This window comes from Patescibacteria group bacterium, assembly GCA_018896645.1.
Classification (GTDB): domain Bacteria; phylum Patescibacteriota; class Patescibacteriia; order UBA2591; family JABMQE01; genus JAHIMF01.
On record JAHIMF010000049.1, the window covers coordinates 1 to 12,020 of the forward strand.

Consider the following 12,020-nt stretch of genomic DNA (forward strand, 5'->3'; position numbering starts at 1 on the left):
CAACCACTAATCACTTGGAAGGCATCAACGGTTTTTTAAAGGAAAGGTTAAACTTGATGAGAGGTTTAAAGAAAGAAGAAAACGCAGAACCCTTAATCAAACTTTTGATCTACTATTATCGTTTTCACAAATTCACTTCATCAAAGTTCAAAGAGCGAAACGGGAAAGCTCCGGTTGAACTTAATCAACTGAATAATCAACAATTGCTTGATAAAATATTAAAAGGCAAAGAGCCTTATTCCTGGCTTAGGGATCTACTGTCATCACCCTGATTTAGGGACAGTGCCCTAAATTAAAAAAGGCTACACATTAATGTAGCCTTATTAAAAAAGTCTTTGCACTAATCCGCGCCCCTACCCCATCTTTTTTCTGATAAACGCTGGGATGTCTAATCGTTTCTCGTCGTCACTCACCTCTTTAACATCAGCGTCCTCGTCTAATTTTCCATTTGACTCCATTTCTTTGCCCCCCCCTTCCAGACCTAAACTGCCTTTGATTTTTTCCTTGAAAGAAACTGGCTTTTTGTCAAGTAACTCTTTTTCTTCCTCTTTATTGTTGTTTTCGAAAAAATGAAATCTTCTTTCTCCTTCTACTTCTTGCCGCCTGGCACTGCGCGGAACAATACCGCCAAAACCAGTGGCAATAACAGTAATCCGGACTTCGTCTTTTAAACTCTCGTCAATACTGGCGCCAAAAATAATTTTAGCAGCTTCGTCGGCTGTTTCGGTGATTACTTTAGCGGCTTCATTGACCTCGTGCATGCCCAAGTCTTTGCCGCCGGTAATAGTAAACAATACCCCATGAGCCCCGTCAATAGAAAGTTCTAAAAGCGGGCTATCAATCGCCATTTTCGCGGCTTCCGTGGCCCGACCTTCACCCGAAGCCCGACCAATACCCATTAAGGCAGAGCCTGAATCTTTCATAATCGCCTTAACATCGGCAAAATCAACATTAATCAATCCTGGCATAGTAATAATTTCCGAAATCCCCTGCACTCCTTGTTTTAAAATTTCATCAACCACGCCAAAAGCATCAAGAAGCGAAGTTTTTTTATCAACAATCTGTAATATCCTGTCATTGGGTATAACAATAATAGTATCAACTTTATCTTGAAGCTGCTCTAATCCTCGTTCAGCAATTTCCATCCGCTGCAAACCTTCAAAGCCAAACGGTTTGGTCACCACGCCAATAGTTAAGGCGCCCACATCTTGAGAAACTTGAGCGATTAAAGGCGAAGCGCCAGTACCTGTGCCGCCGCCAAGCCCGCAAGTTATAAAAACCATATCACTGCCCCGTAAGGCATCGTGAATCGCGCTTTGGGATTCTTCAGCCGCCTGACGGCCTAATTCTGCATCCATGCCCGCGCCTAAACCTCGGGTGGCATTTTTTCCAATATGTAGCTTTTTACTCGCAGGAACATGGTGCAAGGCCTGAGCATCAGTATTAATAGCCAAAAATTCAACGCCTTTGATTTTGTCCTTAATCATCCGGGTAATCGCTGCATTACCACCACCGCCAACACCAACAACCTTAATTTTGGCAATTGTTTCAATGTCGGGTTTTACTTCAGGCATGACTTGGTTTATTAATTTATTAATTTATTAATTTATTAATTTATTGTTTTTTTGACGTTATTCAATAAATTTGAAGGTGGAGATAATCTGGTCACAATCGCTTTGATAGTCTCCTGACAAACCACCGCTGTCAGAACAGTTAAACTCATATATTCTGTCACCTCGCCTATAAAAAGTTAAAAGGCCAACAACTGTATTATCTGAAGGACGCTCCGGATCAGCAATAACATATTGAACGCCACTATTATCTAAATTTCTACTCTCAATAATTCCTTGGAAATTCTTGGCTGCTACAAACTGCTCAATAGTAAAATTTTTATTATTCTTCCAAATCATTAAAATAAACAAAAACCAAACTAAGCCCTGGCTAATTCCTTTGAGGGCATTAACTTTTTAATCTTGCTAAATTCGGCCAAACTTATCTCCATTATATCAATATTAACCATTTCTCCATCGGCGTCATAATCAACAACAACATTCCCTTTTACGTCAGAATCAACGCTCCTCTTTCTACCTACTCTGATAGAAACAACTTTTGAATCTTTATCGTATTTTATTTCTGGTCTCATAAAATTAAGGTCTTCTAACCTTTATTAGCTTTTCTCCTCTCTCTAACTGCTCTTTGTCTAAAGTAATTAACTCTAGATCATAATCAAAAGCTAAAGCAACATAAAGTGCATCGGAGCTCTTAAGCATGGTTTTACAAATAACCCAAGCGGCTAAATTCGCTAAATGATTATCTATGGGAACAAATGAAAAGTTGGACAACTCCCTCAAGGCCATTGAAAATTCATATGCAAACTTTAAATCTCGGGTACTTCTAACTAAAGCAGATGTTATTTCTGGAACCACTATTTCAGGAAGAAACACCTTTAAATTTTTCTCTTCTATTAAATTGAAAACAGCCCCACTTCTTGAGGAATGCAATTCCTCTGGACGTTGCGAGTTCACTATTACGCTTGCATCAATACAATACATAAAATTATTCTCGTTCTTCTCTAAGAAGCTCTAAACTAGTTTTTTTTGTCTTCCACAATCGATTCATTTTTCTCCCTAATCTTCCAAAATTTAACCAGGCCTCTCTATAGCTTTTAGAGCTTATTTTGGGTTGAACCTTTAATCTTTTATATTGTTTTGTAGTTACATTTGCCATAGTGGGTTATCTTAACAAATATAAAAATAAAATGCAAATGATTTTATTCACAAGGCATCTGCATGTCAAGCAGGCAATGATCAATCCCTATTTTAGGAAGGCCTTAAACCCTTAAACCCTTAAACCAACGGGCCACCGAACCTGCTAATTTACTAACAAAAGAAAAGGGGGAGAAGCTGCCCCGGCCGCCAATCGTCTCGCGCATTTGTTTGCCCCAAAGCACTAAGCCAATTGCCGTAGAAAAGCTCAAATCATTCATTTTATCAATAGCGCTAACAACGCCAGTCGGGTAGCCCAAAGACGCCGGCAAGCGGAATACTTTCTTGGCAACCTCTGCTATGCCGTCCAGCTTAGCTCCGCCGCCAGTCAAAATTACACCCGAGGGCAGCTTGCCGCTCCTGTCAATATCTTTCAACTTCTCATCTGCCATAGTAAATATTTCTTCCACTCGTGCTCCAATAATCTCGGCCAAGTGTTTTTTAGTAACCACTCCGTCTTCTCCGCCGGAAATTTCGGCAAGATTAATCTCTTCTCTGGCCTTGAGATTAGGAGTAATAGCCGTCCCATATTCTAATTTTATTTGCTCTGCCACCTCAATAGAAGTTCTAAGGCCAATTGCCAAATCAGCAGTAATGTGATTGGCGCCAATTGGCAAAACATGCGTGGTTAAGGTATCTCCTTCTTCAAAAACCGCTACCGAAGTTGTTGAGCCGCCAATATTAACAACTGCTACGCCCAGCTCTTTTTGGCGCCTATTAAGGACTGCCTCGGCTGTAGCCAGAATAGAAAAAACTAAATCATCGATATCAACACCGGTTCTATAAATACATTTAGTCAAATTTTTAATCTGCGAAGATGGACCCTCAATAATCTGGGTTTCTGCCTCCAGGCGAACACCGGTCATGCCCACAGGATCTTTTATATTCTTTTGGGTATCTACATTAAATAGGTGGGGCAACACATGAATAATTTCATAATTAGGGGGTGTGGCCACGGTCTGCGCCGCTTCTAAAGCCCGTTCTACTTCATCTTCTTTAATCTCACCATCAGCTTTAGCCACAGCAATAACCCCCCGACTCTCCTGCGAAGTGATGTCACAGCCAGATATGCCCACATAAGCATGTTCTATGGCCAGACCAGTCATCCGCTCGGCTCGTTCCAAACAGGCCGAAATTGAAGAAACCGCATCCTCAATGCTGGTCACTACCCCTTTATTCACCCCCTCTGAAGGACCCTCGGCTCCGCCAATAATATGAATGCGGCCGTCAGGATTTATTTGCGCAACAACAATCCTAATAGTAGTTGAACCGATATCAAGGCCAGTTATTATATTATCTTTAGACATAGAAAACGTCTCAAAATGATTAACAGTTGCTTATATTATAAACTAATTTGGTGAAATTGCCAAGTCTGCGGCGTGATAACCTGTAGTAACTAGCTCCCCCGGTTGCGACCGGGGTCGCGTAATACAATAGTAATACAGTTGTAATACAATTGTATTACTATCGTATTGCTATCGTATTACTACAAGTTACAATAAGTTGCTTTAGAAAATATACTTCCAGAAAATCAAAACACCCACGACTAAAGCGCCTCCAGAGGCGATCAATACGGCCGCGGCCATTATATCCTTAACCTGTTTTATATAATCATGAATCCTAGGTTTAAAAACATCAGACAAACGTTCGAATATTGTATTCACAAGCTCTAAAACCAAAACTCCCACAATCACCATTAGCAAGGCAATTTTTTCCCAAGCGGTTATTCTAAAATAAAACGCCAGGATTATTACAACAATCGCCAGGCTAATCTGAATCCTAAAACTCTGCTCTTCGCGCAAAACCTGAAATAATCCCAGGAAAGCATGTTTAAAACTTTTGTATAAATTTTTTAGATGGAACATTTAGATAAAAATTATAAAAATAAAATAATATAAAAATATAAAAATATTTTATTATTTTATTATTTTATTTTTATATTCTTGTATTTTTAAACTAATACCAGTAATTCCTTCTCCAGTCTTTGCATTATCATCCGCTCAGACCTCTTATCGTGTTCATATCCCAACAAATGAAGAAGTCCGTGAATGAGTAAAATAGTAACTTCTTTCTTCACTGAATGCCCCTGCTCTTTTGCTTGTCGCTTAGCCTGGGGATAACAAATAATCACCTCGCCTAAATAAGGAGGTTCTCCTTTGGGTGCAGCTATCTGACCACCCTCTAAGTTGCTAAAAGCTAAAACATCAGTTATTCTATTTCTTTTGCGATACTTACTGTTAATTTGTTTGATTTTTTTATCACCCACAAAAACAATCGAAACAAGAGGCTCGGGTTCTAGCTTCATCCGACACAAGAAAGCGGCTACAAGTTTTTTAACCAAAGGGGTTGATATTTTAGCTTTTGTTGTATTATTAATTTCAGTCATGAATATAAAGTGCTTTATGTAAATTCGATGTCTAAACGCATCTTAATAAACATTATCACTCGACTAAAGCAAAGCTGGATATTATCTCCAACACCTCTAAAAAACGCTCGGCCAAATCCGAAGCAATGGTTGTTCCCTGCGTATAAGTAAAAACATGCTCGCCGCTAACATCAATCAGGGTAGGCACTTGCTCCCTAGTCTTTTGGACTTCTGACCAAATACTATAATCAAAAACATAAATAGTGAACATCAAACAAGAATTATTGGAGCAAACGCCTTGCTGTTTTGTTGGTAATTTAAAATCAAGCGCCGGACTCGTACCCGCCTCTCCCCAGCTCGACTCGCTTGATGATGCCTCGTATCCTTGCCAGCCTGGAGGCAATTCCAATTTGAAATTATAAGTTTCGTTTTGGTAAATAATCTTTTCTTCTTCGTTAAATTGAAAACTATTGATCAGAAGCTCGAACGTGGTCTTAAAACTCGCCTCCTCTCTGATACCCATATTATAAGTAATCAGGTAAATTAAATTTTCTTTGGCGATATACGCGGTGGAACCACCCGGGCTCCAAATGATCCTGTGGCCGTTGATATCAGAAATCCTTACTTGAGCCGCTTGAACTCCAGGTGACTGATCAAGATACCAATCTAACGCCGGAAGCGACAGGGGATTGTCTTCAATATGAATCTCAATAAACTCTTCGAGTGAGGGGGCGGAAAAAATCACTTTTCTGCCAATATTAGCGCCCTCTCCCTGACTGGCGGCAACAGACCACAAACGCGGATAAAACAGTAAGTAACCATAAGGTTCATTTGTATATACCTGAACCAAACCAGAAGTAGAAAGAAGGCCCGAACCGCTAGGATTATACAAGTTCAATACTTCTGCGCCATCAGGATAACCATCCCCGTCAGTATCCGGATTAGCCAAATCAGTCAGGTAAAGACTCTCTTCTTCATCTGTTAGGCCATCATTATCACTGTCGCGGGCCGTGGGCATAATACTCACAACGGGCCCAGCCGGTTCTGTTGTCACCGGAACAACCAAAGCAATGTTGCCTTCCGGCAACGAGTCAGTGATAAATAAAACGGTTTCAAAATCCGCTTCCTCAATCCCCATCAAAAGTTTGATGTTTGATTCTTGCTGCCAAGAAACCACCAATAAATCAACCGCCGTTGTTCCCGAGGGCAAATCTTCTGGTTGGTATGTAAATGTCACGAGCAACTCCTCGCCAGGAATCAAGTCTCCTGAAGGATAAAACGCATAAACACCGCCGATTATTTCAAACTCCTGACCTTGGTCATCTTTTACGATTTTTGGCGGCATATCAATAGCCCAAACCCTTAGATCTAAAGAGCTTAAATTCTCGGGTATTTCAAAACTAATAGTACCCTTTGTATCCCCATAAAAATCTTTAGCCTCGGCTTCAAGCCTCAAAGTTTGAATAACTTCTTCTTCTATCGTCTCCTCGGTTGATGTTGAAATTTCTGCTAAAGATTCGGCTGGTAAGAGCGGCTCATCAAAAATAATCTCCTTTTTACCAAAAAGCAGTTCATTAAAACTCTTGCTAAAAAGCAGTAAACCGCTAAACCCTAAAATGAAAATTATCAAAATAATAACAATCAGGACAAGTTTTATTTGTCTTTTGCTTTTCCCGGCAGAGGCCTTGGAAAGAGTATTTCTTAAAAACTTGCCCGGCATGGTGCGCACTTCTCTATATTCTGGGGTAAGGGCAATTTCGCCTTTGTTCCGGTCTACCCCAGGCGCTTTCTCAAATTTGGTCAAATCATCTGCTGGATTCTTGTCCTGTTTCTGCTTCTTGGATTTTTTAAAAGGGTTAAACATAGTCATTCATAAAAATATAAAAACATAAAAATATAAAAATACAAAGATTGCGAGAATATTTTTATATTATTTTATTTTTATATTATTTTATTTTTATATTATTTTATTTTTAATGCTTTAATGCTCTTACGGCAATTCCAGCAGCTTCCCGGGTCCATTAGGGTTATAACCACTCCCAACCTCCTCGCCATCAGAATAGCCGTCACTATCAGTATCGGGGTTCAGGGGGTCTGTTTGATAGATCTTAACTTCGTCTAAATCTGGCAGTCCGTCGCCGTCAGTATCCGGGTCATCAAAGTTTGTGCCCAAAACAGCCTCTTCTTCGTTGGTTAATCCGTCACCATCATTATCTAATGTTACTGGTTCTGAAGGTTGGGTCGGCTCTTCTAGCGGCTCTTCGGGCTCTATTAGTTCTACTGCTGGTTCTGGCTCGGTTTCAATCAGTGGTTCAGCTTCTGGTTCCTCGGTTACCGGCGGTTCGGCTATCTCTCCAGAAATTAAAGGTTCTGATTCGGCAAAAAATCGCTTATAAGCAAAAAATCCGCCAGCAGCTAAACCAGCAATGATAACAATACTTAATAAAATAATTGCTATCTTTTTTTTGCCAGAAAGGGGACTCGACCCCAAACTTGCCATCATCTGCTCTGGAGACATGGTTTTTATCCTACTCGCGTCAGTAGCATCCACTGGGCGCTCGTCTGGATTGCTAGAAATATTTAACCTTGGCCCTTGGTTGCTGGTCAAAGGCGCCCCTGCTCCCGCGGTTTCCCCGGACCGCTCCGGTCCAGAAAAAATGTCTTCTACTTGGGCTGGCTTACCGGGTACTGGCGCTTCGGGTCTGGGCTCTCTTGTTAGCAATGTCGGCTTTTCTTGAAGTGGCTCGGTTTGAGCCGCCCCTACTCCGTCTATTGGTAAGTTACCAGGCGGAGGGCCCGTAGCTCCAGCTCGCGGGATATTGGCGGGACCTTTTTGGGGGGATTGACCCGGACCATCTTGATTAGGATTTTGATTGTTGGTGGCTTGGTCGTCGAACATAGTTTATGTCATCAAAGATTAAAAATGTTGAAAAATATATTTTCATATTTTCATATATCCATCTGAGAGTTAATAAAGTCGTTAATAAAGTTAATAGGGTTAATAAAATTTACAAGATATCTACTTTTTTATTAACTTTATTAACGACCATATTAACCCTATTAACTCATCTAATAACTCTATTAACAATGACTCATTAACCGCCAATATATCACGAAGTAAAACGGATATACGCCGGCAGTTCTGGCAGTTTCCCCGGTCCTCTTGGGTTATACCCATTCTTAACTTCGGCGGCATCAGGATGGCCATCACCGTCAGTATCAGTGTTAAGGGGGTCGGAATAATAAATCATCACCTCTTCATAATCAAGCAGTCCGTCTCTATCAGTATCCTGAAGCATGGGATGCGTCCCAAGCTCTTTTTCTTGGGTATCAAGTAAACCATCGCCGTCAGAATCCATTGCTTCTGGGTCATAATCTTTTTCCAAAGGGTCTTTATTTAATATTACCTCAACCCCATCCAAAAGTCCATCGCCGTCAGTGTCGCGCTTGCGGGGATCAGTGCCTAACTCTTTCTCCTTGCCGTCAACAAGACCGTCATGGTCGCTATCCCGCATGATTCTAATTTGGTTTTGAATTTCTAAAACTTCTTGTTCTTTACTGTCGATAATTCCATCACCGTCAGTATCTTTTTTCAAAGGGTCAGTCCGATAAACAACAATCTCGGCCCAGTCGCTTAAGCCATCATCATCAGTGTCCTGATTTTTGGGATCGGTGCCAATCTTTTCTTCTTCTATATCCACCAAATTATCGGCATCTGTATCTAAACCAAAATCTGTAAAGTCGAGTACTCCAGAATCACGACCTATATTAATTTCACTTTGATCCGGTAATCCATCTCCGTCTGAATCTTTATCCATAATTACCTCATCCAAAGTAATAAAATCCAATTCATTATCAAACATCCCCTGTTTTCTATATGGATTCTTATATTCTACAATCTTGGCGGTTAATTTTTCTTGATTTGTTAAACCTGGAGCAGGCGGTTGCTGGCTCTTTTTTTTATAAATTAAAATACCAGAAAATATCAAAGCGGCTACCAATACAAGTATTATTAAAATTTTTAGGGCTCTAGAAATCATAATTATGGTTCAAATTCTATTATCACATTATCCAGTTCCGGGCTGACGGTCTCGTCAGGCGTATCAAGGGTAAAAACAATTTGAATATAACGATTATCAGGCACGGCTTTGGCGTTTAAATCTTCTGACCGAGAAACAAAACCAGCCGTAGAATAAGCGCCAGCCGGATCAAAATCATAGTCACCAGACCAAGTTGCTCCATTAGGAGAAGTTCTCACGGTTACCCAAACATTAGTATTAGCCATGCCAGCTAAAGGCTCTTTGTCAGCCCATTTCAAAAAAGTCCAATCAGTGCCTGCGTGTTTACTGTCAAAATCAAGAGTCCAAGTGCCAAGCGCCGGCAGGGTAATATTGAACAAAGAAAACCCGGCCATATCAGAATAAGTATATAAATTATTAGAGTTAGAAATTTCATAACCAGTTGGCGGACTAATTATTCCTGTGACAGGATCATATTTATACGATGTAATATCTCCAACCACGCCTTCACCAGCGCTGTTTTGGCCATCTGCTTGCCTGCTTACTATCCAAACCTTGCCATTGCTAATACCGGTTACTCCCGTTGGATTCTTTCCCACGGGAAGGTAGCTTATCACACTGCCATCAGCTGGATCAATAAGAACGACCTCATCGTCCAGATCTAATGTTGTCCATATATAACCATTCTTATCCACTGCTATTCCAACTCCTCCTCTCCCTGCTCCAGAGGAAAAATTAAAAATATTTTTACCTAAAGTAATCCCACCCATCCCATCTATTGTTTTCGTAAATTTGTATACTCCTGGTTCAGTTATTGCTCCGTACCAACCGTTCCCATTAGAATCAGCAACTAAACCATATGGCCAATTCAATCCACTTTCTGCTGTCTTGTTTAAAAAATCAGAACTAATAATTCCTACGCGAGCCGAGGGGTCGGACATCCACATATAACCGTCTCCGTCAATACTCAACCCATAAACGCTAAGCCCACTGCTAAATGGCCCGCCTATTATATTACAAGTTTCAGTATTAATTTTATATAAATGCCCCCCAATTCTAAATCCTACAATAATATCACCATCCGCATTTGTGGCCAAACCACGCGCTCCATATTCAGTGTCAATTTTTATAGCACATTCAATACTACCGGTGTTTTTATTTATTTTAATTACATCTATCTTGCCAACATCAGCGTCATCCCTGCAAGCCACCCAGCCATTACTATCTAAATCAACAGTAGTCCGAGATGGACTAATGCAGTCATTTGCCGGGTCACCGTATATATTATCAACATCTATTGTTCTTATAATCTGGCCAGCGCTCTCTCCTAGTATTTCACCAGTGGCTACTTGAATTACATCATTATTTTGTGAATCAGCTATCCAAATATAAGGCGTAATTTTACCTGACCCGCCGGATGATAATTTCAAGGTATCTCCAGTAATATCAACGCCACTGGGAGTTCCTTCGGGCCAATCAGCCCCCTCGGCAAAATTAGAATTAACAATAATATTAAAAACTTGCGGGCTGTTATTAGCTGGGGTCCTATAGATACTTTGAACGGCAACCGCAGAAATAGTAAAAACACCAGCATCATCTAAAATGTGCGTTGGGGTTCCAGTTATTAAACCCGTTATAGTGTTAACAGTTAACCATGCAGGCGGCCAAATAGCAGGAGCAGGAGCCGGGGGGACAAAACTAAAATTATATCTAATCGCCGGGTCTAAAGTATCAACTTCCATGTTATAGGAGAAAGTATCGCCAATCTCTAAGGGCGTAATGTCTGACGTACTGGTAATTGTAAAAACTTCATAAGAGCAATTAACGCAACCATCGGCAATAGTTGTATTGGCATCATCGCAGTCTTCAGGGCCAGCCCAAACATAGCCATCACCGCAAGTCGCAATAGTGCAATTGTTTAAACAGGCATCAGTATTGTTGCCATTACCATCATCGCATTCCTCCGCAACATCCGGGTTGCCATCCCCGCAACAAGTGCAATTAACGCGGCAGGCGGCGCAGTTTCCTGGAAACGGGGCCGTGCCATCACAAGTTTCATCTGCTCCATCCACAGCATTATTGCCGCAAAATTCCGCAATACTGCAAGCAGTCCAAAGGGTCCAACCGCGGCAATCATCTAAACAACTTCTTGTTTGCACCCCGTCATAGCCGCCAACTGTACAGCTTTGCGCTTGATAACTTTTATCACACTGTTCTCCAAAAACAGCTTCAACACCGCCATTCCCGCACCAGCCGCCAGTACTCCAGGCGCAGTCTTGGCATTTGTATTGAGCAAACTGGCTGGTTCCGGACCCAATAGGAGCGGGGAGTATTGACTCATCACAAACTTCATACCCAGAATTAAGAACTGTATTCCCGCACCAGCCGCCGCATTCAGCTGTAGTTGGAGGAAGAGAATATCCAGTTGGAGCAAGCCAAGCGGTACAGTTATTATTGCAATATTGAAGGGCTTCATTGTGCCAATTATGATTACCTAAATATTCATCGCAATAATTCCTGGGCAAAGCTTTATCACAGGTCTCTGTGGCTGGGTTAATCTTGCCATCGCCGCAGATATTGGCTGCTGAAAATTTGCTGTCTTTGCAATCATTATTAAAATCAAAATGCACAGGATTAGGAATAGGGTTCCAAAAACTAGCACCTTTATACTCTAAATCAGCCATTAACTCATAACTGTCTCCTGTTGATTGGAATTGATAAACATTAGAGCCAAGCGGGCAAATATATTCTTTAGCTACGGGGTTCCAGCAAGTAGCTTCTTGGTAAGGCGGGACTACTTCCTGACAAGGAGTGAGTAAAGCATTATTAAGCGGGTTAAACATATCAAGCGGATCAGAGAGAGGGGCGTTG

At 41.1% G+C, this 12,020-nt stretch carries 12 protein-coding genes; 1 reads left to right on the forward strand and 11 read right to left on the reverse strand.

Annotated elements, in window-relative coordinates; translation table 11 throughout:
* On the forward strand, nucleotides 1-272 hold a 272-nt coding region (locus KKD20_03830), incomplete at its 5' end, for a hypothetical protein (protein ID MBU4332224.1).
* A gap of 81 nt (nucleotides 273-353) precedes the next feature.
* Here the strand turns inward: KKD20_03830 and ftsZ are convergent.
* The 11 genes from ftsZ to KKD20_03885 form a co-directional block, all read right to left on the reverse strand.
* A complete protein-coding gene (ftsZ, locus tag KKD20_03835) occupies nucleotides 354-1,574 on the reverse strand; it encodes a cell division protein FtsZ (protein ID MBU4332225.1) in 1,221 nt (406 codons plus the stop codon).
* A gap of 57 nt (nucleotides 1,575-1,631) precedes the next feature.
* The gene (locus KKD20_03840) at nucleotides 1,632-1,910 is read right to left on the reverse strand and encodes a hypothetical protein (protein MBU4332226.1); all 279 of its coding nucleotides are present in this window, start codon (nucleotides 1,908-1,910) and stop codon (nucleotides 1,632-1,634) included.
* A 20-nt stretch (nucleotides 1,911-1,930) separates the two neighbouring features.
* Nucleotides 1,931-2,143, reverse strand: coding sequence for a DUF2283 domain-containing protein (locus KKD20_03845; GenBank protein ID MBU4332227.1), 213 nt, complete (start codon nucleotides 2,141-2,143; stop codon nucleotides 1,931-1,933).
* Nucleotides 2,144-2,147: 4 nt separating this feature from the next.
* Nucleotides 2,148-2,552, reverse strand: a complete 405-nt coding sequence (locus KKD20_03850) for a type II toxin-antitoxin system VapC family toxin (GenBank protein ID MBU4332228.1) — start codon at nucleotides 2,550-2,552, stop codon at nucleotides 2,148-2,150.
* Between the two features lie 278 nt (nucleotides 2,553-2,830).
* The gene (gene ftsA, locus KKD20_03855; protein MBU4332229.1) at nucleotides 2,831-4,072 is read right to left on the reverse strand and encodes a cell division protein FtsA; all 1,242 of its coding nucleotides are present in this window, start codon (nucleotides 4,070-4,072) and stop codon (nucleotides 2,831-2,833) included.
* A 201-nt stretch (nucleotides 4,073-4,273) separates the two neighbouring features.
* On the reverse strand, nucleotides 4,274-4,630 hold the full coding sequence (locus KKD20_03860) for a diacylglycerol kinase family protein (GenBank protein ID MBU4332230.1): 357 nt from the start codon (nucleotides 4,628-4,630) through the stop codon (nucleotides 4,274-4,276).
* Nucleotides 4,631-4,716: 86 nt separating this feature from the next.
* Nucleotides 4,717-5,151: an rRNA maturation RNase YbeY gene (gene ybeY / locus KKD20_03865; protein ID MBU4332231.1), complete on the reverse strand. Its 435-nt coding sequence runs from the start codon at nucleotides 5,149-5,151 to the stop codon at nucleotides 4,717-4,719.
* Nucleotides 5,152-5,206: 55 nt separating this feature from the next.
* Nucleotides 5,207-6,994, reverse strand: a complete 1,788-nt coding sequence (locus tag KKD20_03870; protein ID MBU4332232.1) for a hypothetical protein — start codon at nucleotides 6,992-6,994, stop codon at nucleotides 5,207-5,209.
* 126 nt (nucleotides 6,995-7,120) lie between these two features.
* Nucleotides 7,121-8,029: a thrombospondin type 3 repeat-containing protein gene (locus tag KKD20_03875; GenBank protein MBU4332233.1), complete on the reverse strand. Its 909-nt coding sequence runs from the start codon at nucleotides 8,027-8,029 to the stop codon at nucleotides 7,121-7,123.
* A 211-nt stretch (nucleotides 8,030-8,240) separates the two neighbouring features.
* Complete coding sequence (locus KKD20_03880) at nucleotides 8,241-9,170, reverse strand: hypothetical protein (GenBank protein MBU4332234.1); 930 nt, start codon at nucleotides 9,168-9,170, stop codon at nucleotides 8,241-8,243.
* A 2-nt stretch (nucleotides 9,171-9,172) separates the two neighbouring features.
* A partial coding sequence (locus KKD20_03885) for a hypothetical protein (protein ID MBU4332235.1) occupies nucleotides 9,173-12,020 on the reverse strand: 2,848 nt, incomplete at its 5' end.

Excerpts from the sequence above, each read along its gene's own strand:
- KKD20_03860 (MBU4332230.1), bottom strand. The coding sequence starts at position 4,630 with ATGTTCCATCTAAAAAATTTATACAAAAGTTTTAAACATGCTTTCCTG.
- KKD20_03850 (MBU4332228.1), bottom strand. The coding sequence starts at position 2,552 with ATGTATTGTATTGATGCAAGCGTAATAGTGAACTCGCAACGTCCAGAG.
- KKD20_03880 (MBU4332234.1), bottom strand. The coding sequence starts at position 9,170 with ATGATTTCTAGAGCCCTAAAAATTTTAATAATACTTGTATTGGTAGCC.
- ftsA (MBU4332229.1), bottom strand. The coding sequence starts at position 4,072 with ATGTCTAAAGATAATATAATAACTGGCCTTGATATCGGTTCAACTACT.
- KKD20_03845 (MBU4332227.1), bottom strand. The coding sequence starts at position 2,143 with ATGAGACCAGAAATAAAATACGATAAAGATTCAAAAGTTGTTTCTATC.
- KKD20_03870 (MBU4332232.1), bottom strand. The coding sequence starts at position 6,994 with ATGTTTAACCCTTTTAAAAAATCCAAGAAGCAGAAACAGGACAAGAAT.
- KKD20_03840 (MBU4332226.1), bottom strand. The coding sequence starts at position 1,910 with ATGATTTGGAAGAATAATAAAAATTTTACTATTGAGCAGTTTGTAGCA.
- ybeY (MBU4332231.1), bottom strand. The coding sequence starts at position 5,151 with ATGACTGAAATTAATAATACAACAAAAGCTAAAATATCAACCCCTTTG.
- ftsZ (MBU4332225.1), bottom strand. The coding sequence starts at position 1,574 with ATGCCTGAAGTAAAACCCGACATTGAAACAATTGCCAAAATTAAGGTT.
- KKD20_03875 (MBU4332233.1), bottom strand. The coding sequence starts at position 8,029 with ATGTTCGACGACCAAGCCACCAACAATCAAAATCCTAATCAAGATGGT.